The sequence below is a fragment of the Streptomyces dangxiongensis genome (assembly GCF_003675325.1).
GTDB lineage: Bacteria > Actinomycetota > Actinomycetes > Streptomycetales > Streptomycetaceae > Streptomyces > Streptomyces dangxiongensis.
This window is the reverse complement of sequence record NZ_CP033073.1, coordinates 1,480,880-1,502,870: the sequence shown is the minus strand read 5'-3', so window position 1 is coordinate 1,502,870 and position 21,991 is coordinate 1,480,880. Positions and strand designations below refer to the sequence as shown.

Annotated in this window: 20 protein-coding genes and 2 pseudogenes; 10 read left to right on the top strand and 12 right to left on the bottom strand. The window is 70.2% G+C overall.

Annotated elements, in window-relative coordinates; genetic code table 11:
- Window positions 1-14: 14 nt before the first annotated feature.
- From D9753_RS06650 to D9753_RS06625, 7 genes and pseudogenes are all read right to left on the bottom strand, one after another.
- Window positions 15-254 carry a phosphopantetheine-binding protein gene (locus D9753_RS06650; RefSeq protein WP_121786152.1) on the bottom strand — a complete coding sequence of 80 codons (240 nt, stop codon included), beginning with the start codon at window positions 252-254 and terminating at the stop codon, window positions 15-17.
- Entirely contained in the window at window positions 235-651 is a 417-nt protein-coding gene (locus tag D9753_RS06645) for a holo-ACP synthase (RefSeq protein WP_240468061.1), read from the bottom strand. Before D9753_RS06645 ends, D9753_RS06650 begins: the two co-directional genes overlap by 20 nt.
- On the bottom strand, window positions 648-1,490 hold the full coding sequence (locus D9753_RS06640) for a class-II aminoacyl-tRNA synthetase family protein (protein ID WP_121786151.1): 843 nt from the start codon (window positions 1,488-1,490) through the stop codon (window positions 648-650). Before D9753_RS06640 ends, D9753_RS06645 begins: the two co-directional genes overlap by 4 nt.
- A complete protein-coding gene (locus D9753_RS06635; RefSeq protein ID WP_121786150.1) occupies window positions 1,490-2,356 on the bottom strand; it encodes a diiron oxygenase in 867 nt (288 codons plus the stop codon). Before D9753_RS06635 ends, D9753_RS06640 begins: the two co-directional genes overlap by 1 nt.
- Before the next feature lie 196 nt (window positions 2,357-2,552).
- Window positions 2,553-2,774: pseudogene (locus D9753_RS39305) on the bottom strand (cation:proton antiporter); the annotation flags it as partial.
- Window positions 2,775-2,886: 112 nt separating this feature from the next.
- A pseudogene (locus tag D9753_RS39300) lies at window positions 2,887-3,621 on the bottom strand (cation:proton antiporter domain-containing protein); the annotation flags it as partial.
- A 38-nt stretch (window positions 3,622-3,659) separates the two neighbouring features.
- Window positions 3,660-5,072, bottom strand: coding sequence for an NAD(P)/FAD-dependent oxidoreductase (locus D9753_RS06625; protein ID WP_121786148.1), 1,413 nt, complete (start codon window positions 5,070-5,072; stop codon window positions 3,660-3,662).
- Window positions 5,073-5,399: 327 nt separating this feature from the next.
- Between D9753_RS06625 and D9753_RS06620 the strand changes: the two genes are divergently transcribed.
- The 7 genes from D9753_RS06620 (at window position 5,400) to D9753_RS06590 (ending at window position 14,687) form a co-directional block, all read left to right on the top strand.
- A complete protein-coding gene (locus D9753_RS06620; protein ID WP_163010638.1) occupies window positions 5,400-6,878 on the top strand; it encodes a carboxylesterase/lipase family protein in 1,479 nt (492 codons plus the stop codon).
- A 48-nt stretch (window positions 6,879-6,926) separates the two neighbouring features.
- Window positions 6,927-9,047, top strand: a complete 2,121-nt coding sequence (gene pabB / locus D9753_RS06615; RefSeq protein ID WP_121786146.1) for an aminodeoxychorismate synthase component I — start codon at window positions 6,927-6,929, stop codon at window positions 9,045-9,047.
- The gene (locus D9753_RS06610; protein WP_121786145.1) at window positions 9,044-9,883 is read left to right on the top strand and encodes an aminotransferase class IV; all 840 of its coding nucleotides are present in this window, start codon (window positions 9,044-9,046) and stop codon (window positions 9,881-9,883) included. Before pabB ends, D9753_RS06610 begins: the two co-directional genes overlap by 4 nt.
- A 99-nt stretch (window positions 9,884-9,982) precedes the next feature.
- Entirely contained in the window at window positions 9,983-10,312 is a 330-nt protein-coding gene (locus D9753_RS06605) for an ArsR/SmtB family transcription factor (RefSeq protein WP_121790937.1), read from the top strand.
- Between the two features lie 52 nt (window positions 10,313-10,364).
- Window positions 10,365-11,552 carry a 3-deoxy-7-phosphoheptulonate synthase gene (locus D9753_RS06600; RefSeq protein ID WP_121786144.1) on the top strand — a complete coding sequence of 396 codons (1,188 nt, stop codon included), beginning with the start codon at window positions 10,365-10,367 and terminating at the stop codon, window positions 11,550-11,552.
- A 111-nt stretch (window positions 11,553-11,663) separates the two neighbouring features.
- A complete protein-coding gene (locus tag D9753_RS06595) occupies window positions 11,664-13,043 on the top strand; it encodes an MFS transporter (protein ID WP_121790936.1) in 1,380 nt (459 codons plus the stop codon).
- A 504-nt stretch (window positions 13,044-13,547) separates the two neighbouring features.
- Entirely contained in the window at window positions 13,548-14,687 is a 1,140-nt protein-coding gene (locus tag D9753_RS06590; protein ID WP_121786143.1) for a helix-turn-helix transcriptional regulator, read from the top strand.
- A 350-nt stretch (window positions 14,688-15,037) separates the two neighbouring features.
- Here D9753_RS06590 and D9753_RS06585 read toward each other — a convergent pair whose 3' ends face one another.
- The 4 genes from D9753_RS06585 to map all read right to left on the bottom strand — a co-directional run bounded on the left by D9753_RS06585 (window position 15,038) and on the right by map (window position 18,050).
- The gene (locus D9753_RS06585; RefSeq protein ID WP_121786142.1) at window positions 15,038-15,778 is read right to left on the bottom strand and encodes a class I SAM-dependent DNA methyltransferase; all 741 of its coding nucleotides are present in this window, start codon (window positions 15,776-15,778) and stop codon (window positions 15,038-15,040) included.
- Between the two features lie 148 nt (window positions 15,779-15,926).
- Window positions 15,927-16,379, bottom strand: coding sequence for a maleylpyruvate isomerase mycothiol-dependent enzyme family protein (locus D9753_RS06580; RefSeq protein WP_338057965.1), 453 nt, complete (start codon window positions 16,377-16,379; stop codon window positions 15,927-15,929).
- 139 nt (window positions 16,380-16,518) lie between these two features.
- On the bottom strand, window positions 16,519-17,058 hold the full coding sequence (locus D9753_RS06575; RefSeq protein ID WP_121786140.1) for a hypothetical protein: 540 nt from the start codon (window positions 17,056-17,058) through the stop codon (window positions 16,519-16,521).
- Window positions 17,059-17,267: 209 nt separating this feature from the next.
- Window positions 17,268-18,050: a type I methionyl aminopeptidase gene (map, locus tag D9753_RS06570; protein WP_121786139.1), complete on the bottom strand. Its 783-nt coding sequence runs from the start codon at window positions 18,048-18,050 to the stop codon at window positions 17,268-17,270.
- Window positions 18,051-18,117: 67 nt separating this feature from the next.
- Between map and D9753_RS06565 the strand changes: the two genes are divergently transcribed.
- From D9753_RS06565 to D9753_RS06550, 3 genes are all read left to right on the top strand, one after another.
- Window positions 18,118-18,420 carry a helix-turn-helix domain-containing protein gene (locus tag D9753_RS06565; RefSeq protein WP_121786138.1) on the top strand — a complete coding sequence of 101 codons (303 nt, stop codon included), beginning with the start codon at window positions 18,118-18,120 and terminating at the stop codon, window positions 18,418-18,420.
- A gap of 317 nt (window positions 18,421-18,737) precedes the next feature.
- Window positions 18,738-19,082 carry a hypothetical protein gene (locus D9753_RS06555; protein WP_121786137.1) on the top strand — a complete coding sequence of 115 codons (345 nt, stop codon included), beginning with the start codon at window positions 18,738-18,740 and terminating at the stop codon, window positions 19,080-19,082.
- A gap of 73 nt (window positions 19,083-19,155) precedes the next feature.
- Complete coding sequence (locus D9753_RS06550) at window positions 19,156-20,199, top strand: zinc-binding dehydrogenase (RefSeq protein WP_121786136.1); 1,044 nt, start codon at window positions 19,156-19,158, stop codon at window positions 20,197-20,199.
- A 100-nt stretch (window positions 20,200-20,299) separates the two neighbouring features.
- Here the strand turns inward: D9753_RS06550 and D9753_RS06545 are convergent, their stop codons facing one another.
- Entirely contained in the window at window positions 20,300-21,955 is a 1,656-nt protein-coding gene (locus D9753_RS06545; RefSeq protein WP_121786135.1) for a glutamate--cysteine ligase family protein, read from the bottom strand.
- Window positions 21,956-21,991 lie beyond the last annotated feature (36 nt).

The window sequence follows — 21,991 nt, the reverse complement described above, 5'->3', positions numbered from 1 at the left end:
TCTCCTGGTGCTGGTCAGGCCGCGATGAAGAATGCTTTTTCGATCGCGGCCAGGGTCTGGAAGTCCTGGATGTCGATGTTGTCGAAGTCGATCTCCACGCCGGTCGCGTTCTCGATCACGTAGACCAGCTCCACGAAGGTCAGCGAATCGACCAGGCGGGTCTGGATCAGGTTCTCCTCGGCGTCGATGGTCCGGCGCTCCGGATGCCGTTTCAGGATCCAGTTGCGGACTTCGTCAATCCCTGTCGCTGCCATCTGCACTCCTGTTCTCTGGGTTGCCCGCCGTGAACGCCACCGCCACGGCACAGGGTTCGTCGTGGGTGATGCTCACCGCGATGTGCTCGATACCGGCGCGTCGCGCCAGTTCGGCGGCCCGGCCCGCGAGCCGTACCACCGGCCGGCCGCCGTCGGCGGTCAGGATTTCGATGCCGCGCCACGGCAGGGTCTGGCCGGCCGTGTGGAACAGCTTGAACACCGCTTCCTTGGCGGCCAGCCGGCCCGCGATGCCCGGGACGTCGGGGCCGGTGTCACCGCGGCAGAGCCGGATCTCCTCCTCGGAGAGCATCCGGGCCAGCAGGGGCTCGTCACGCACCAGTTCCCGCACCCGGTCGAACGGGACCATGTCGATGCCGACCCGGCCCTCCACCGTCACGGCAGCCGCGTGGCGGCGTCCCGGACCGCCGCCAGCGCCTGCGGGGCGCTCCCGTGAGCGTCCAGCAGCACGGCCAGCCAGCGCTCCAGCCCGAATGCCACGCAACTGGTGTAGGCGTAGCCGTCTTCCCCGGCGAGCCGGATGCGGCAGCGCTCGCCGAAGAAGTTGCGGTGCGTGTTGACGGACGCGATGGCCAGGTCACCGGCCTGGAACTCGTACTTGACCGGGCTGAGCCGGGACAGCAGCGCCCGCGCGCCGTCGTTCTCGAAGAACGGGTCGGACGCGGCCACCCGCTCCAGTGCCACTCCCAGCGCCGCGCCGAACGCGATGATCCGCTCGGTGAACTCGGCCAGCAGCCGCTGCGTGTGGTCGTAGGAGCCCAGCGCCACGATCTCCCGCATCTGGAAGCTGGCCAGCCTGCGGAGCGGGACGTAGTGGTCCTCGTTGCGGAAACACCGGTTCACCAGGGTCACCAGGGTGTCCTGGTCCAGCTCGACGTCCTCGTAGAACAGGTAGGCGCCGAAGCAGGTGGCGTGCGGCAGGCCGAGCCGGGCCTCGCGCAGGCCGTCCGGGGCGAACCGCCCGTCCGACGGTTCGGCCGGGCCGCCCGCCAGTTCCAGCGGGGCCGCGACCAGGGCGAGGTGCGGGAAGTTGGTGTAGACGTCGAACTTCGCCAGATCCTCGACCGGGTACACCGGCGGCGGCAGGATCTCCCGGGCGCCGGCGGTCCGGCCCCAGCCGGCGAACACGCCGTCCAGTTCGCGGAGCAGATCGGTCTGGTCCGGGTCGAGAATGGCCAGCGCGTCGGTGCGCGTGACCGATGCGGCATGGGCGGTCATCAGATGATCCCGATCTTCTCGAGGAATTTCGAGGTCTTGCGGAAGATGCTCTGCTCGAAGGCCGCCCGCGCGGGCGACGTCAGCAGTTCCTCGCGCACGGCCAGCGGGTCGGCCAGACCGGCGTCCCGGTAGACGTGCGGGTTGAAGAGCGATTCGAAGCTGTACGTCATGTACCGGCGCAGGTAGTCGCCGATGGCGGTCAGTTCCTGCTCGGTCGCGGTCCGCTTCACGTCGGTGAACAGCGCGGTGACCAGCTCGCGGCCGAACGCGATGTGCCGGGACTCGTCCTGGTGGTGGATCCGGTTGATGGCCCGGATGGTCTCGTGCAGCCCGGTGTCCACGGCCATCCGGGAGTTGAAGTGGTCGACCAGTTCCTCGAAGATCAGGATCCGGGCGAAGACCAGCAGGCTCTCCACGTCCGACTTCGGGATCTCCGCGCTCGCCCCGGCCGGCTGCCGGTAGATCTTCCCGCCGTAGCGCAGGCAGAACTCGGCGAAGAACCACATGTGTTCGTTCTCCTCACCGATGAAATGGTGGAAGAACTCCGACGGCGTCTCGAATCCCTTGGTGTGGATGCGCCGGGTGACCTCGATGAGCAGTTCGCGGATGCCGTGCACGTTGAGGCTGTAGAAGTTGATGCTCTCGAACTTGGAGAGCGCGTACAACTCCTTTTCGGACAGGCGCCCGGCGACGGAGGTGCCGTGGGTGGTGGTCAGTTCCGGGCTCATCCACCACATGTCGTCCGGCAGGGACTCCGGCCACTCGAAGAGCCGGTAGGGGTTGTAGTAGTCGTCGATCGACTTGGTGGTCAGCCGGTCGAGGATCTGGAGGAACCGGTCGTCGGACTTGATCAGCTCGCTCACCATGTGTCTGCCACTCCATTCGAGGTCGTTCAGGCTCTGACGCTGCCGGCAGCCGGCCCGGTGGTGACCGGTGACCGGCCGGGAAGCGGCTCCCCGGCGCGGTCCCGGTCCTGTGCGACCAGCCGAGGGGGTACAGAACGCGCAGCAGTGGGCCGGCCATCACGGTGGTGAGCACCGCCATGAGCACCATCAGTGAGTACAACGGCTGGTCCAGCAGGCCGAGTTGCAGCCCGGTGGTGAGAATGATCAGTTCGGTGAGCCCTCTGGTGTTGAGCAGGGTGGCCAGCACCGCGGACCGCCGCCGGCCGAACCCGGCCCACCGCGCGCCACCCGTCGCACCGAGGAACTTCCCGCCCACCGCGACCAGCATGATCGCGCCGAACTCGGCCGGCCCGGACGCCCCGAGCCGGGAGAGGTCCACCCGCGCACCACCCGCCACGTAGTACACCGGCGGCAGCAGGTACTCGGTCACCGGACCCGGGCTGGCGGCCGGCCGGCTCACACAGCCCGCCCGGCCCCGACGGCATGATCGGGCCGAGCACGAACGCGCCGAACGGGAGGTGCGGGCCAAGCCACTCGGTCGCCGCGCCACAGGCCGGCAGCCCGGCCGGCGCGACCACGAACGGCTCCCGCGTCCGCCCGTGCCGCTCCCGCCACCGCACCCACCTTGCCGGCAGTGGCCGGCCGGCCCCGAACAGCAGGCCCAGCAGCGGGATCACCAGCAGCAGCCGCCACCGGGTCCGGCCGGAGGCCGTCATGGTCGTGACCGCCGGCATCGACCAGGCGAGCGGGTCGCCGGCCGCGGCGCTGGCCGGCGAGATGCCGGCCACCGGGGTGCCCAGCAGGTCGCGGTCGCGGACGATCCGGGCCGGCACCGGCAACGCGGTCACCGACATCGCGGTGCCCAGGAACAGGGCGTACCCCACGGTCCGGCCGCCGGACGGCGCGTCCATGGTCACGGCCAGCAGGCACGCGAGGCCGAAGGGCACCGCGATCGAGCCGGGCGTGGTGGCCGGCACGGCACCGGTCCGGCGCCGCGGTGGATGCCGGGCGAGTTCCCGGTCGATCAGGAACAGGAACAGCGCGATCCCGAGATTGCCCAGCGCGCTCAGGATCAGCCTGATACCGGCCGGGAACAGCGCGCGGTGCACCGCGTCCAGCAGCAGGCTCGGGCCGGGCAGGATGCCGGTCAGGATCTCCCCGATCACCGCGGGCTGGTCCCACCGGGCCGGCAGCCGGCCGAGCGTCCTGGCCACCACCAGCACCATGGCCGGCACCAGCAGCAGCGTGACGCTCTGCCGCGAGGTCACTCCGCCTCGACGGCCGGCGCGAGCCGCCGGATCCGCAGCTTCGGCTCCAGTTCGAGGTAGAGGCCGCCCACGGCCTTCTCCGGGGAGGCGGGCATCGAGTTCATCGCCTCGTTGTGGCCGGCGAGGATGCCGCCCTGGGTGTCGACGTCTCCCTCGGTGCGGATGCGCTGGGCGACCTTGTCCAGCGCGGCGGTCCCGTCCCGGCTGTCGTCCAGGTCCTCGACGCCGGTCACGATGTGCAGGAACGACTCGTACAGGTTGAGCATGTGGCGTTCCCGCCGGGTCAGCTTGTCCGCCTCGAAGAACTGCGACTCGCGGTTGTAGCTCTTGTAGAAGAAGGACACCACGACCAGCAGCCGCTCGTACGCCTGCCGGTAGGCCTTGGCGAAGAAGGAGGTGGCCTCCTCCTCGGACAGCCCGCCGTCCACGATCGCGGAGATGGCCGCGGCGGCCAGCAGCGCGCTGAACGTGGCCAGGTGCACACCTGTGGACAGCAGCGGGTCCAGGAAACAGGCCGCGTCGCCGATCAGCAGGTACCCCGGGCCGGTGAACTGCTCCGAGCTGTACGAGTAGTCCTGCTCGACCTTGAACTCGGGCAGCCGCTCCGCGCCGTCCACCATCTCGGCGATGCGCGGGCACTGGGCGAGCGCGTCGAAGTAGACGTTCTCGACACCGCCGAGCCGCTCCCGCTCCTCCGCGAACGTCGTCCGCTTGGCCACCAGGCCGATGGAGTGGGTGCCGTCGTGCAGCGGGATCGACCAGAACCAGCCGTACGGCACCGAGCAGACCGCGATCGCGCCGGCCGGCCCCCGGTCGAGCGGTTTCACCCCGCGCCAGTAGGACCACACCGCGATGTTCTTGAACGCCTCCTGGTAGTGACGGTTCTTCAGGTACTTGGTGGCCATCAGGCCGGACCGGCCGGTCGCGTCCACCAGGAAGTCGAAGCCGATCTCACCGGTGACCGAGCGGTCACCGGATGCGGCCCAGCGGGCCTTGACCGGCCGGCCCTCGTCGAATTCGATCTCGGTGACCTTCGTGCCCTGCCGCACGTCCACGCCGAGTTCAGCGGCGTTGTCCAGCAGAATATGGTCGAATTCAGAGCGAATCACCTGGTAGCTGTACCGGCCGGAACCTGTCAGGTGATCGAAGTTGAGGTCCCAGTTCTCCGGGCCCCACTCGAAGTACGCACCGTCCTTCCGTACGAAGCCGTGCTTGTCGATCTTCTCCCGGACGCCGAGCAGGTCGAGAATCGGCAGCACGGAAGGCAAGATCGACTCACCGATGTGGTACCGCGGAAATGTCGAACTCTCCAACAGGGTCACTCGGACGCCCTGTTGAGCCAGTAGTCCGGCGGCCGTGCTGCCCGCCGGCCCGCCGCCGATCACCAGCACCTGGGTACGCTCCCCCATCACCGATTCCTCACCTCGGTTGGCACCCAACATTCGGACGCGAAGACGCTAGATTTCCGCGGTGGAAACCCGCAACAACCAGAAGAGGCTGGCCGCATGTGGCCACCCGCCGGACGGCTCGCGGACCGGGGCCGATCTTCGCGGCGATGCGGGACCGGAGACCGGCCCGGTACGACGGCGGGTGACCCGGCGCACCCGGTGGCCGAACGAGGCCAGCCACTTCCGGCAATTGCGGTCGCCGGTGCCCCTACTTAGGGTTTGCCCAGCGACGCCCCGGTGCCGGGAGATCGTATCTGGAAGGGACCAGCATTGGCCGCACAGGAGAACGTGAGGGAACCGGCCTCGGCGACCACGACATCGGGCGTCGTCGCGGGCCGGGTCCACGAGGGCGTTATTTCGTTCAAGGGAATTCCGTACGCGGCGGAGCCTTTCGGGGAGAACCGGTTCAAGCCGCCACAGCCTCCGCAGCCCTGGGACGGCGTGCGCGAGGCATTCGAGTACAGCCCGGCCGCACCGCAGCCCAACACCTTCTCACTGGTGGACGCCACGCCCCTCTACCCGTGGGGAACCGACTGCCTGACCCTCAACGTCTACACCCCCGACCTCGGCGCGGCCCGGCTGCCCGTCATGGTCTGGGTGCACGCCGGCGGCTACATCTCGGGCAGCGCCTCCACCACCCGCGCCGACGGGTCGGTCTTCGCGCGCGAGGGCGTCGTCGTGGTCGCGATGAACTACCGCCTCGGCGCCGACGGATTCCTGTCCGTGCCGGGCGGCACCACGAACGCGGGCATGCGCGACGTCGTCGCCGCACTGCGCTGGATACGCGAGAACATCGCGGCCTTCGGCGGCGACCCGGACGCCGTCACCGTCTTCGGCAACTCCTCCGGCAGCGCCATCATCTCGGCGATCGCCAAGACCGTCGCCGGTGAGGGACTCATCCACCGGGCCATCCTCCAGAGCCCGTGCCTGTCGGTGGTCGCCGAGGCGGAGGAAGGGCACGCACTCGCCAAACGGGTCCTTGCCGATCTGGGCGTCGAGACCGATCTGCGGGACGTCCCGCTCCGGGAACTGCTGGGCCGCCGGCAGCGCGCCCTGGACGTCCGTTTCCGCGACGCCCGGCGCTGGCACCCGTACACCTACTGGTTCAGCCCCTACATGCCGGTCGTGGACGACACCCTTTTCACCGACTCGGCACTGAGCGAACGCATTCCGTCCTCCGTCGACCTGCTGATCGGCACCAACCGCGACGAGTCCCGCTACTTCCTGATGCGCAACGGGCAGTTCAACACGGCGACCGAGCAGGACCTCCTCGACGCCCAGAACTCCTACGGCCTCTCCGAGGAGTGCCGTGCCGCGGCGCGTTCCCTGTACGGGCATCTCCCGCTCGGCGAACAGCTCGCCGAATCGGTGACCAACTGGGTCTTCCGCGGCTCCACCGTCGAACTCACCCGTCTGCACGCCCGGTCCGGCGGAAACACCTACGCGTACGAGTTCACCTGGCAGGACTCACCCGCTTTCGACGGCCATTACGGCGCCGCCCACTTCCTCGAAGTCCCCTTCCTCTTCGACCAGCTCGACGATCCCGCCTTCGCACCCCAGGTCGGCCCGGACGCTCCCGCGGAACTCGGCCGCTTCCTGCGCAGTAGCTGGATCCGGTTCGCCACGACCGGCGATCCCGGCTGGTCCCGTTACGACGACGAGGACCGCTCGGTCATGATTCTCGACAATACCTGCCGAGTCGAGCCCGACCCCCGCGAATACCACCGCGCCGCCTGGGACGCTCAGTTCGCCAGACCCACCCCATAGGTGACAATGCCGACGCCGTACGCAGGCGTCCCGTCTGGAAGAATCCCGATGCGTAGCCTGATCATCGACAATTACGACTCGTATACGTTCAATCTCTTCCAATTGATCGCGGAGGTGAACGGGTGTGAGCCGGTCGTTCTGAAGAACGACGATCCGGCGCTTACCACGCTGGACCTGACGGAATTCGACAACATCGTCGTCTCGCCCGGGCCCGGCAGCCCGCGCATCCCGCGCGATCTGGGCCATGTCGGGGACATCCTGGCCAGAGCGGTCGTACCGGTGCTCGGAGTCTGTCTCGGTCATCAGGCGATCGCCCATGCCGCCGGAGCGACGGTCGACCGCGCACCACAGCCGCGGCACGGCCATCTCACCAAGGTCCGGCACGCGGGCACCGAGTTGTTCCGCGGCGTTCCGCAGGACTTCACCGCCGTCCGCTACCACTCGCTGCGCGCCGACGAGCCGCTGCCCGAGGCGGTCGAGGCCACGGCGTGGGCGGAGGACGGGGTCGTCATGGCGATCCGGCACCGCACCCGCCCCCAGTGGGGAGTGCAGTTCCACCCCGAATCCATCGCCTCCGAATACGGGCGGGAGATCATCGCCAACTTCCGGGACCTGACGGCCGCCCGCGCCGCGAGGAACGGCGGCCCGGCACAGGCGCCGGAGCAGAGCCCGCCGGCGTCCACCGACGCGGCACAGCCGGTGGGCACGCCCGGCGACGCCTACCAGCTGCTCGAACTCACGGTGCCCGGAGCCGTGCACACCGAGGCGGCGTTCACGGAGCTGTTCGGGCTGTCCGAGTACGCCTTCTGGCTGGACAGCAGCCGCGTCGAACCGGGACTGTCCCGGTTCTCCTTCCTCGGCGACGCGTCGGGGCCGCTCAGCGAGGTGCTGACCTACCGGCTCGCGGACCGGGCCGTGCTGGTGCGGGGCGCCGAGGGCGTCCACCGGGAGAACGGCACCATCTTCGACGTCCTGGAGCGTCGGCTCGCCGAACGCCGGCTCACCGACCCCGGGCTGCCGTTCGACTTCACGAGCGGCTACGTCGGCTACTTCGGCTACGAGTTGAAGCACGACCTCGGCTCCCGCCCCGGGCACACCGCCGAGACACCCGACGCCACGTGGATCTTCGCCGACCGTCTGATCGCCGTCGACCACGAGCGCGAACTCACCTACGTCGTCGCCCTGCACCGCGGCGACCCGGACACCAGGAAGTCCGCCCAGGAGTGGATCGACGACACCGCAGCCACCCTGGTCGCGCTGCTCGGCCGGCCCGACACCGCCGACGAGGAAGCGGACCCGGCAGGGACGGCCGACGACAGCGTCGACCCGCGCCCCCGGCTGGCCCGCGATCCCGAGGGCTACGTGCGCGACATCGAGGAATGCCGGCGCCAGCTCGTCGCCGGCGAGAGCTACGAGATATGTCTGACGAACAAGGTGAGGGTCCCCTTCGACCTGGACGACCTGACGTACTACCGCAGGCTGCGCGCGTCCAACCCGGCGCCCTACGCGGCACTCCTGCGACTCGGCGAGGTGACCGTCTTCAGCTCCTCGCCCGAGCGCTTCCTGAAGATCGACGCCGATCACGTGGTGGAGACGAAGCCCATCAAGGGCACGGCACCACGCGGCACCGACCCCGCCCACGACGCCGCTCTGGCCGCGGAACTCGCGAACAGCGCCAAGACGCGGGCGGAGAACCTCATGATCGTGGACCTGCTGCGCAACGATCTGGGCCGCGTCTGCGAGATCGGAAGCGTCGGCGTCCCGAGCTTCATGGCGGTGGAGTCCTACGCCACCGTGCACCAACTGGTCTCCACGGTGCGGGGAGTGCTGCGTCCGGAGATCAGCGCGGTGGAGTGCGTACGGCGCTGTTTCCCGGGCGGGTCGATGACCGGCGCGCCGAAGCTGCGCACCATGGAGATCATCGACGGCCTGGAGACGGAGGCCCGGGGAATCTACTCGGGTGCCCTCGGATACCTCGGGCTGACCGGCACCGCGGACCTCAACATCGTGATACGCACCGCGGTGCGCCACCGCGACGAGCTGAGCGTCGGCGCCGGCGGCGCCATCGTCCTCGACTCCAGCCCCGAGGGCGAACTCGACGAAATGCTGCTCAAGGCCAGCGCCTCACTGCGGGCGCTGCCGTCGCGGACCCCCGGGCGCCGGCGGTGACCGGCTCCGGCAGCGCCGGCCGACGCTGGCGCTGGTCGCGGGCCGCCGGCACGTTCGCCGCCGTACCGCCGGGCGGGCCGGTCGACGTCATCGACTCCTGGCTGGTGTCGGACGGCCACGTCGTGGCCCTCGACGCGCACCTCGACCGTTTCACCGCCGCCTGCGCCACCTTGTTCTCCGTACCTCGGGAGCACACCTCCGCCTTCCTGCGCGCCGCGGTCCGTCGCATCCCGGCCCGCGGTCACTGGTTCCCCCGCATGGAACTGACCGCCCGTGACGGCGAGCCGGCCTTTCACCTCTGGCTCCGTACGGCGCCCCCGCGTGGTGCCACCGTCCGGGTCTGGGTGCACGACGGTGCCGACCGGCGGCGGCATCCGTCCGTGAAGGGCCCCGACCTGGACTGGCTGACACAGGTGCGGTCGGCGGCCCGGGACCGGGGCGCCGACGAGGCGTTCCTCCGCTCCGCTGACGGCCGGCTGGTCGAGGGAACGACGACGAGCGTCCTCTGGTGGCGGGACGACACCCTGTACGCGCCCGACGCGGACCGCCTGGACCTGCTGCCGAGCGTCACGCGGACGGCGATCCTGCGGATCGCGGCCGCCCACCGGACCCGCGTCGTCCACGAGTGTCCCCGCCCCGAGGAGCTGGACGGCCTGGAGACCTGGGCGGTCAACGCGCTGCACGGCATCCGGCCGGTGCGGGAGTGGGTCGGAACCACCACCGTGGCCGGGCCGACGCCCCGCGCGCGGACATGGCAGACACGGCTGAGCGCGCTGGCCGCCGACATCTTCCAGGAGCCGGCCGTCGACCGGTCCCAGAAGCCGGTCACCCGGTGATCCCGCCGCCCCTGGCTGAGAACGCCGCCCGCGGCGCACAGTGATCCGACCATGGTTCGACAGTCCCGGACTGTCGAACTATGTGCTATGGTCCTCGCTATGCGCCTGCTACCCGAGCCCGCTCTCGAGTCGCTGACGCTTGCTTCAGTGTTGTACGCACTCGGCAATCCGGTGCGTTTGGAGCTGGTGCGGCGAGCATTCGCCGATCCCGGTCTGACCTGTACCGTCGAAGGTTTGGGAGTACCGAAATCGACACTGAGCAGTCACTGGCGAATTCTGCGCGAGGCCGGAGTGGTCAGGATGGCCGTCGACGGCCGATGTCGACGGATCTGGTTGCGCTCCGACGATTTGAGCGACCGCTTCCCGGGCTTGTTGGACGCGATTCTGCGCCAGGGTTCCGTCGAGTCGCTGCATAGCACACTGCCGTAGCAGCAAGTCTGCGCTGTTCCTCTTTCGTAGGGCTTTCACGGGGGTTTTGCTCATGGGGCTTGTCGGGTTATCGACCACGAACGAGCGCGACCATCAGCCGGATTGGCCAGTGGAGTCAGAGGTGCGCCGTGCCCGCGCGGCACTGGCCCGGTCGGCGCCCCTGGTGCCGGCCTCGGACATCCGCCTCCTGCGGGCCCGGCTGGCCGAACCGGCGTTCCTGCTGCACGCCGGGGACTGCGCGGAGACCTTCCGGGACAACACGCGGCAGTCGGTGGCGAACCGGGTGTCGCTGTTGCGCGGCATCTCCGACGCGATCGAGCTGAAGAGCGGCCGGTCCGTGGTGACCGTGGGGCGGATCGCCGGGCAGTACGCCAAGCCCCGCTCGGCGCCGGTGGAACAGCGAGCGGGCCTCGCCCTGCCCTCGTACTTCGGTGATGCGGTCAATGACGCGGACTTCTCCCCGGGCAAACGCGCGGCCGACCCCTGGAACATGGTCCGGGCCCACGAACAGTCCCGGAAGACACTCACCTACCTGTCGGACTCGGGCGTCTTCACCTCGCACGAGGCGCTGCTGCTCGACTACGAGCAGCCGCAGACCCGCCGCAGCGCGGACGAGGGCCGGCTCTACGATCATTCGGCACACCTGCTCTGGATCGGCGAGCGCACGCGATCGCTGACCGGTCCCCACGTGGCCTTCGCCGCGGAGATAGCCAATCCGATCGCGGTGAAGATAGGGCCCGGCGCAACCCCGGCGGACCTGATGGCCCTGCACGCCGTGCTCAACCCCGACAACATCCCGGGCCGGCTGGCCTTCATCTTCCGCATGGGCCGCCGACGGGCGTACGACCTCGTCTACGCCATGCTGAGCCGCATGGTGGCGGAGGGCTGGGTGGACCGGGTCGTCTGCGACCCGATGCACGGCAACACGGTCGTCAGCCCGGCCGGGGTGAAAACGCGCGTGGTCGGCGACATCGAATCCGAACTGCGCGCGTTCTTCGGCGCCTGTAACGATACGGGCGTCGTTCCGGGTGGTATCCACCTGGAGGTGAGCGGTGACGACGTCAGTGAATGCGTCGCGACGCAGGTCAACGACACCTACCTGGCCACGAATTACCGCAGCGTCTGTGATCCCCGGCTGAACCCGGTACAGGCCGCGTACCTCGGGCAGGTGGTGGGCGAACTTCTGGTGCCTCACCGGGAGTTCAGCGCATGGCTGGAAGTGGCGATGTCACACCGCTGACGCCGGGCGTCATCTCCCGCTCATCGCGGGATTCATCGAGATCGGTAGCAGTCAAAAAGGGGTTCCCACGTGTCCGTGGAAGTTCGATCGAATCGGGCAGTAGTGCTCGCCATGGCCTGTGTAGGGCAGTTCATGGTTCTGCTCGACAGCACTATTGTCGGTGTAGCACTCCCTGACATGCAGCACAAGCTGCACACCGAATTATCCGGTCTCCAGTGGATCGTCGACGCATACGTGTTGCTGGTCGCCATGCTGTTGCTGACCGGCGGTGTCTTCGCCGACCGCTTCGGTCGCAAGCGTGTCTATCTGTCGGGTGCGGTGGTGTTCACCCTCGCGTCCGTGGTCTGTGCCGTCGCGCCGTCGCTCGGCTGGCTGATCTTCGGCCGGGTCCTGCAGGGCGTCGGGGCCGCGGCGCTGAGCCCCGGCTCGCTGGCCCTGCTCGCCGCCGCGTACCCCGTTCCCCAGGAGCGGGTCAAGGCGATCGGCCTGTGGGCCGGTATCAGCGGCACCGGCCTGGCGGCGGGCCCGCTGGCCGGCGGCATCCTGGTGGACGCCTTCGACTGGCGCGCCATCTTCCTGGTCAACGTGCCCATCGGCGCGGCGCTCCTGCTGGCCGCTCTGCCCACCCTCAGCGAGTCCCGGAACCCGAACGCGCCGGCCATCGACATCCCGGGGACCATCCTGTCCATCCTGGGCGTCGGGGCGCTGACCTACGGGCTGATCGAGGGCGGTGCGAAGGGCTGGACGTCGCCTGTCATCCTGGGCAGCTTCGCCGCGGCAGTGGTGATCCTGGGCGCGTTCATCGCCGTGGAGGGGCGTACCGCGACGCCCATGCTGCCACTGCGGCTGTTCCGGAACCGGTTGTTCACGGTGTCCAACACCGCCATGGTCATGGTCGGTTTCGCGCTGATGGGTTCGGTCTTCTTCTTCTCGCAGTTCTTCGTCGCGGTGCAGGGCAGCTCGATCCTCAGCTCCGGCCTGAAGACCCTGCCCATCTCGCTCGGCATGGCGATCGTCAGCCCGTACGCGGGCCGGCTGGCCGCGAAGTACGGCTTCCGGATCGTGGTCACCAGCGGTCTGGCGATCGCCGGTGTGGGGCTGCTGACCCTGGGCTACGTGCACGCGGACACCCCCTACGGGAACATGTGGTGGCGCCTGGCGGTCACCGGTGTCGGTTTCGCCCTGACCATGTCGCCGTTGACCGGCGCCGCGATCCAGTCGGTCAACCCGCAGGAGGGCGGTCTCGCGTCGGGCATCAGCAGCACCACCCGGCAGATCGGTGCGGTGCTCGGCGTGGCGGTGCTCGGTGCCATCGTCGTCGGCCGGCAGGACAGTGGGGCGTCCTTCGAGGCCGGTCTCGACAGCGCCTTCATCGTCGCCGGCGCGGCCACGCTGGTCACCGCGGTCTTCACCGGCCTGTGGCTGGTGAAGTCCAAGCCCGCGGAGGTTCTCGTGCCGGAGGCGCGCCCGCAGGCGCAGCCGACCGACTGACCCGTCTACACGCGGCCGTGTGACACACGCGGTCGCGTCCGGCGAACGGGGCGGCGGGCTTCCACCCGGGACCGCCGCCCCACCCCCCCCGTGACCGAGGACGGAACGGGCTCCCGCACCTGGCAACTGACATGCTCAGGTCAAATTAGAGGGTGGTTGCCGTACCGGCGTGGCGCGGGTGAGAGCCCCACCGGTCGCACCTGTCTGTCGCACCACGATCACCGAAGCCGCCGCGCCCCGGGACCGCGCACTCGGCCTCGTACCGTCTCCTCGACCGGCCCGGCCGGAGGACCACGGCCCGCGATCACGCGTACCCGCCGGTGACCACAGCCCAAGTCGGGCGCAGGCCCTTCCGATTATCTCCAAGAAAGGCGTCAGACGTCTGATGAACAATGTCATGGCGAGACTCAACACGAGCCGCGCGTCCGTCGTGGTGCGCGCCCTGGAAATCAGAACGACCAAGAAGGGAATGCGTACGAACAGCGTTCCCGGGAGGAGTCGGTCGTGAAGAAGGAATCCGCTCCCGGCGGCATACCGGACACGGCCGGACAGCTCCGGCTCCAGCGCGTCGCCTCCGAGATGGACGACGAACTGGTCGTGCAGATCTATCAATACGCCCTGGCGCACGAGCCCGTCACCATCTCCCAGGTGGCGATCGCGCAGCGGATACCACCGACCGACGTCGAGCAGGCCATGAGCCTGCTGCGCAACCTGCGGCTGCTCCGTTACTCCGAAGACTCGGACAGCTACCGGGCCATCTGCCCGGAAGCCGCGCAGAACGAACTGGTCATCCCTCTGCAACGGGCGGTCAACGACAAAAGACGTGAACTTGCCAGCATCCACGAGCGATTGCACACGCTCTCGGGTATTTTCAGCAGCCTGCGCCACACACAGCGGCACAATGACAAAGTGGTCACCCTGCTCGACCCTCAGCAGGCATGGCTCCACCTGACCGATTCCCTGCGGAACTGCACCTCGGAAGTCCTGGCCATGCAGCTCTTCGACGGCGGGCCGAGCCAGACCTTTCCCCCGTTCGAGCTGCCCATGCCGTCGAGCGGCGTACCGATCCGGCTGGTGTGCCCGCACTCCGCACGGGCCAGGACGACCACCAGGGCCCGACTGCGCCAGATGATCGACTCGGGTGCCCAGGTCCGTACGACCAACCACATCTTCGACAACGTGGTCCTGGTCGGCTCCGAGGTGGCGTTCGTGGCCCACCAGGAGTCCGAGGAGGACGTCCCCAGCGTCATCGCCGTCTACGAGCCGCTGATCATCTCCCTGCTGCACCGCCTGTACGAGTTCGCCTGGCAGGCCGGCACGGACTTCGACGCCGATGCCGTCTCCTACGGGGAGACCCTGACCGATCTCAACGCCGGCATCCTCAACCTGATGGCCCAGGGCCTCAAGGACGAGGTCGTCGCCCGCCGCATCGGCGTGGGCTCCCGGACCTTCCGCCGCCACATCTCCAGCATCATGGACAGGCTGGGCGCCTCGACCCGGTTCCAGGCCGGGGTCGTCGCGGCCCGGGCCGGACTCATCGACGGCAGACCCGTCACAGCCCCGGCGCAGGCCCCCCAACGACCCCCGCAGGCCGTGGAAGAGCGCCGCCGGCCGAGATTCGCGGACCGGGGCGCGGAGGCCTAGCTCCGGCCCACCGACCCGCAGAGCACCCGGTCCGGCCGGACCGGTACCCTGCGGCCCGCGAACCCCGGAAACCCCACACGGACACGGTCCCGCGTGGACGCCGCCGGCACACCTGGACCCGGCCCTGCCCCGACAGTTCCCGCGCCACCCTGAAGCCCCGGCTCCTCCCGGCTCGGTGCCACCGCCGAGCCGGGGGACCGGCGTCGGGCCACGACGTCGTACGGCGTGCGAACCCGTCGGCGTTCCGGACCGGTCGGTGCTCCGGGGCATCCTGTGCTGCCGCACACCGGGATCGCCTGGGCGCAGTCCCGGGACAGGAACGACTGACGTCGACGGCCCCGTGGCCGGCCTCAGGCCGGCTTGCGCCACACGGAGATGTGCTGGGCGGAGTCCTGGGTGAACGGTGCCCCGTGCCAGTCCGCGACACGACGTTCCGGCTCGAGCCCGGCGATCCGCGCCATCAGATCGAGCTCCGCCGGCCAGGCGTACCGGTGCCGGGAGTCGCCGCGGCGGTAGTGGCCGTCGTCGCCGTCGCGGGTGAAGTGGTGCGAGACGAGGATCTGCTCGACCAGGTCGAAGGTGTCGAAGCCGAGATGCCGCTCAGAGACGTCGAACGGCACCGCGACCTGGCCGGGCGGGAGGAGCCGCAGCGGCGGCACGCCCAGCTCGATGACGAAACGGCCGCCGGGTCCCAGATGACGTGCGGCGTTGCGGAAGCACTCGATCTGCTCGTCCTGCGTGAGCAGGTTCGTGATGGTGTTGTAGACGAGATAGACCAGGGTGAACTCGCCGGGGACGACGGTCGTGGCCATGTCCCCGATGACCACCGGGAGCGTGTCCTCGTCGATCTTGCGCCGCAGGACCGCGGCCATGTGCTCGGAGAGTTCGATACCCACCACCGGCACGCCGCGTTCCCGGAGGGGGACGCCCACGCGTCCGGTTCCGATGGCGAACTCCAGTGCCGGGCCGTCTCCGGCCAGCTCGGCGAGGAAGGCGAGAGTCGGTCCGAGAACAGCAGCCGAGGACATCTCGCTCTCCTCGGCGTCGTAGCGGTCGGCGGTCGCACGGGTCCACAGCTCACTGCTCGTCACGGGCGGCCACTCTGCCGGTGGCGGAGGGTCGCTGTCGACGCATTTACCGCCGTGCCCGCTGATGGTCGGGGGCGCCTTGGCCCGGCTGCACCGGGGCGAGCGGCTACGCGTCCGCCACGAACGACGCGCCGGCCGCCACCGGGGCCTGCTATGCGTCCGGGTCCCAGGCCAGGAGCTGGTCGAAGAGGTGTCGGTCGCCGTCGAGCTTCAGGGAGTCCACCGGAACGCGCCCGTACAGGGCCAGAACCAGGTCACTGGCCGTGCCCCGGAGGGAGGCGTCGGCCGGGTCCGGGTCCTGGCCGGCCGCCGTGGCGGGCAGCGTGCCGGACGTGGGAAGACGGGTGCTCCGTACACCGTCGGCGGAGAGCGTGAGGCGCCAGGAGCGGCCCTCGGTGGCGTGGTAGTCGACGACAGAGGGCTTGTGCGGCCAGGCGTACGGCCCTGCGCAGGAGGTGGACAGGAACTCGTCGACACCGTCCAGTGCCGCCTGGTCCGGCAGCGGCTGCGGGGCCCCCAGGGCGAGCCGGGCGTCGTAGGTGTGCACCGCGACCTCAAGGACGAGGGTGATGGCCGGGGCCGGGTATCTCGCCGCTCGCGTCACGGGTTGCGGGCGCGCAGCGCCGCGGAGCCGCCAGGCGGTCGGAGCGGCGTGCTGTGGACGGTGGGTCACGGCGGGGTGCGGCGATGGGTGGTCACTCGGCGTCCCGCGGACGGTGTTCATGTCAGCGTGCGGTGGAGCTTCACGGGATGAGCGGGATGACGGAGCGGGCGTGCCGCCAGACGCCGTGGAGCTGCTCGAAGGGACGCTGCTGTTCGCCGTGCAGGGCGTTGAGCACGACGAGGCTTCCGGTGAGGGCCGGTACCACCCACTGGACGCAGGCGAGGTGCCGCGCGGCCTTCTCCTCGTCCTGCGGGTCGGGGGAGGCGGCCAGCTCGGTCTTCTTGCCGAGGACGCGCGCGTAGGCGGTCGCGGCCAGCGCCGCCGCGGTGACGATCGTCTTGGCGGTGGTGGAGGCGGCCACACCCTGCTGCGTGGTGACCCGGTGGGCGTTCGCGGCGAGCAGTCCGCCGCCGCCGAAGAGGTGGGCGCCGATGGCCGCGGCGTTGACGGGGGTCCACTTCGCCCAGCCGGAAGAGGAGATCCGTGCGGTCGACGTGTCTGTGGTGCCCTCGTCCTTGGCGGCCCCGTCGAGGCCGACCGCGCCCATGAGTGAGCCGCCGAACCACGCTGCGAGGCCCACGTCGTGCAGGCTGCGGACAAGGGTGTTGCGTCCGGACATGGGCGTGCTCCTTCGTGCGCGGGCGTGGGGTGGGCCGACAAGAGGCCCCGCCATCACTGCTGACCCGGACAGGCCTACGGCCGGGGCCGGGGCCGGCCGACGAAGGCCGGCAGCTCAGGGCGGCGCCGAGGTGGGGCGTCGGCTGCCTCGCGTTCCACCGACGGTGCGCGATGCGGTGAGCGGGGAAAGGGGCGCCCGCGGCCCCGGCCTCATGGCTGCGCCTGCTTCGGCAAGGTGAGGATCTCGGCTCCCTCGTCGGTGATGGCGATCGTGTGCTCGGTGTGTGCTGTCCGGCAGCCTGTCGCGCTCCGGAGCGTCCACCCGTCCGCGTCGGTGACGAGTTCGGCGGTGTCCGCCATGACCCACGGTTCCAGTGCCAGCAGCAGCCCGGGGCGCAGTTTGTATCCCCGGCCGGGCCGTCCGGTGTTCGGGACGTGCGGGTCCTGGTGCATCGTCGAGCCGATGCCATGACCTCCGAACTCGGTGTTGATCGGGTATCCCGCCTCGCTGAGGACCGTGCCGATGGCGTGGGAGATGTCGCCGATGCGAGCCCCGGGCCCTGCGGCGGCGATCCCCGCGGCGAGCGCGCGTTCGGTCGCACTGATCATCGCGACGCTCTCCGGGTGCTTCGCGTCGCCCACGATGAAGCTGAGGGCGGCGTCCGCGGCGACTCCGCCCCTGGAGACGGCGAGGTCGAGTGTCAGCAGATCGCCGTCGGCGAGCGCGTAGTCGTACGGTCGTCCGTGGAGCACGGCGTCGTTGACGGCCGTGCAGATGTAGTGGCCGAACGGGCCGCGTCCGAAGGACGGCTCGTAGTCGACGTAACAGGACTGCGCTCCCGCCTCGACGATCATGGCCTTGGCCCACCGGTCGATGTCCAGCAGGTTCGTGCCGATCACGCTACGGCTCTTCAGCGTCTGCAGGATGTCGGCGACCAGTGCGCCCGTGTCTCTCGCCCGGGCCAGCAGGGTGGGATTCAGGATCTCGATCATGCGGCGTCCTTATCGCGCGAACCAATAACTATACCGGCCATACTATACCGGTACTAGAATCGGAGCCATGGTCAGGTTGCCGCTCACTCCCGCAGAGGTCGAACGCGGACAGCGCCTCGGCGCTCTGCTACGTCGGGCCAGGGGAGAGCGCTCGATGCTCGAGACCGCGCTCGACGCACGTGTCTCACCGGAGACCCTCCGGAAGATCGAGTCGGGCCGCGTGGCCACCCCCGCCTTCCCGACCGTCGCGGCGATCGCCGATGTCCTCGGCCTCTCCCTCGACGCGGTGTGGGCCGAGATCAGCCGGCCCGAACGCGGCGTCGGACCGACCGACTCCGGTCACCGCGCACGTGAGCAGTTGACCTTGTGAGTCGTGATCCGGAGCAGGCGGCCCCATCGTGTCGACGGGACACGACAGGGCGGTACCCGCGGTAACGGCCGGGACGGCGAGGTCAGCGCGGCCGGCCGGTCTCCGCCGTGGGGGACGGGGTGGCGGCCAGGCTGGCCAGGAGCCTGAGGCGGTCCGCGGAGGTGCTGCCGGGCTCGGCGGTGTAGAGGGTCAGGTCGTGCACGGCCCGGTTGTGTCCAGCCGACGAAGAAGTCCCGGGCACCGGGATCGAGGAAGATGTAGCGGGCCACGTCGGGGCGGCCGTGCTTGTCGATGGTGTCGCTGTCGGACAACGGTGCGTGCCGGGCCCTGGCGAGGGCCTGGGCGACACCCGCCCGCACGCGACGACGATCGTCGCCGCCGCGGGAGCCACCCTCCTGCTCCTGGCGATCTGCCTGTTCGCCACGCCGCTGTCACCGGGGTCCTGGTCACCCTGCTGGGATTCTTCCGCCGTCGGCTCCTGGATCGCCGGCCTCACCCTGGGCTCGTCCCTGGGCACCACCGGGCCCGCCGTGGTCGGCACCCTCATCGCGGCGCTGACCGTGGTCATCAACCTCGCCCTCACCCTCGTCCGCCGCCGCTCCACGGCCTTCACCGGCCAGGCCCCCGAAGATGCCGCGGATGCCGTGGGCACGCAGGCTTGAGGACGACGGGCCTCAGTACCACGTCCCTTCGGCGTGCGTCCGAGACAACCACACCCGATCTGGAGAACCCCTGATGCGTGCAACGCTCATGTACGGTGCCGGCGACGTCCGTGTCGAGAACGTCCCCGACCCCGTCATCAAGCACCCCACCGACGCTCTGGTCCGCATCACCGCCTCCTGTGTGTGCGGCAGCGACCTGCACCCCTACGGCCAGATGAAGCCGCAGGACGGCCCGGCCCGCATGGGGCACGAGTTCATCGGCGTCGTCGAGGACACCGGCCCCGAGGTGACCACCGTCAAGCGCGGCGACCTGGTCGTGGCCCCGTTCGCGATCTCCGACAACACCTGCGTGTTCTGCCGCGAGGGCCTGCACACCTCCTGCAGCCACCCGCAGGCCAACTTCTGGGACGGCGAGCCCGAGGAAGGCGGCCAGGCCGAAGCCGTCCGCGTCCCCCTCGCCGACGGCACTCTCGTCAAGCTCCCCGTCGCACCGGACTCCGCGCTCGTCCCGTCGCTGCTGACGCTGTCCGACGTGTTCGGCACCGGGTACCACGCCGCCGTGTCCGGCGGCGTCAACGAGCGCACCGGCGTCACGGTCATCGGCGACGGCGCCGTGGGCCTGCTCGCGGTGCTGTCGGCCAAGCGGCTCGGCGCGGAGCAGATCATCCTGATGGGCCGCCATCGGGCGCGCACCGACCTGGGCCGTGAGTTCGGTGCCACCGACGTCGTCCCCGCCCGTGGCGAGGAAGGCATCGCCGCGGTCCGTGACCTGACCGGCGGACAAGGCACTCACGTGGTCCTGGAGGCGGTCGGCCACATGCCCGCCTACGAGCAGGCCGTCGGCATCCTCCGTCCCGGCGGCGTCATCAGTCGCGTCGGCGTCCCGCAGTACGAAGAGGCACCGATCGGTTTCGGCAGCCTCTTCCGTCACAACCTGCGCCTGGCCGGCGGCCCCGCACCGGTCCGTGCCCACATCGAGGAGCTGATGCCCGACATCCTCGACGGCGCCATCGACCCGGGCAAGGTCTTCGACGCCACCACCGACCTCGATGGTGTCCCGGCCGCCTACCAGGACATGGCCGACCGCAAGAGCCTCAAGGTGCTCATCAAGCCCTGAGTCGGGCAGCCGCCCCCTGCGCCGGCCACCACCGACGTGGGCGGCCTAGCCGAAGGGGAAGTCGGCCTGGAGGTCACTGGCGGGCGAGGTGCGCCGGGGCTCATCGCCGGCTCCGCCGTGGAAGGGTGGGGAGGTTCCAGGTGTGCACGGGGTCGGCTCCCTCGGCGAGCCGTGCGTAGCGCACCGTCAACTCCCGCAAGCCGCTGTCAGGCCGACCGGTGCCGACGGCGCGTGCGTCCGTCGTACCGGTCCGCTCGGCCTGTCCGTCCGGCCGTACCCCGGTGGTGCTCTCCCGTCCGGGCGGGATCATCCCGCGTTCCGGTGGTGTGGCGGTCGGGCCGGTCGTCTCCCGGCTCTCGTGCTGCGCGCGCCGCCCTCGCCGGCGCAGCACCTCCAGCGTCCGCTGCTGCCACCACGCTCCGGTACGGCCCGACGCGACCCGGCGGTCGACCAGGTCCAGCATGGTGTCCGCCTCGGCGGCGTCCACCCCGGCCGTGACCAGTCCCTCCCGGGCCCGCGGCAGCAACTCTTCGACCAGGGCGCCGGCCTCGTACTCCCGTGGCGCGGACCCGGGCGAGGGCCACCACAGGGTTGCCCGCAGACCGTCGCGCGCGGCCCGGTAGAAGTTCTCCCTGGCGTGGGCGAACGGCAGCTCCCGCGCCACGTCGCGTCCCTCGGCCGCCAGGGACAGGGTGAGACCGACCAGGAAGGCCGTGTTCGCCGCCATGTCCAGCGGTGTCGGTCCGGAGGGGAGCGCCCTGAACTCGATCCGCACGTGCCCGAGCGGGTCGTACACCGGACGGTTCCACGGCCACACGGTGCTCAGGTGCAGGCGCAACTCCTCCAGCGCCGGCCAGCCGTCGAGCGGGCCGTCGTCCTCCTCGGCCGGAGAAGTCGCCGGAAGCAGGATGTCGTAGCGGTGTACGGCTTCCTCGAAGGCGGCGAGCGGACCACCGTGCAGCCAGGCGTGCCCGAAACCGACCCGCGGCCGTGAGGTCCCGCGGCCGGGCGCGCCACCCTCGCCGAAACCCTGTTCGTACAGCGGAATCCGGGCCTCCTGCCATCCGTACCGGCCCAGCGGGAAGGGCGAGTTGCCTGCGGCGGCCAGGGCCGGTCCGGTGGCGAGCTGGGCGGCGTTGTAGGTGGGGCAGAAGAGGTCCGGGGCCACCGTCAGGTGCACCTGCCAGGAGCAGGCCGCCCCCTGGACGGCCACGGACTCGGCTCGGAAGAGTCCCTGCTCCCCCTCCCCCGCGCGCAGGGGGAACGGCGTGGGGCGCCGGCGGGCCCAGGCGCGTTCCAGCGCGTGGTAGCGCGGCAGGTCGGTCAGCGCCCGCGCCGTCAGGTCTGCCGGTGTCAGCGTGGGCAGCGTCCCGATCGGCACCGCCCGGGCCCCGTGGTGCGGCAGCGACCACGCGGTGATCTGCGTCAGTGCCCGAGAGGCCTGCCCGGCCAGCTCCGTGAACGGGCGTCCCCGAACGGGAACCGGTTCCAAGTTGGCCTCAAGGTTGAATCGAGCCACTTCCAGGGTGAGACGGTCGTCGCCCAGCCCCTCGCGAACGGCCGCGTTCACCGGGACGGGACGACCGTCCGGCCCGACGAGTGACACCTCCAACTCCGCGCCCAATGTGCTCGGCACCTGTCCGAACCCGGACTGGGTCACCACCTTCCCCAGCATGGAGAGGCAGTGCGTCAGGCGAGCGTGGAACCGTGCGTACTCCTCTTCCGTGAACGTCACCCGTCCGACGCCGCGGCCCATATCCGCTCCCTCCCGTACGTGACCTCACCCGGCTCT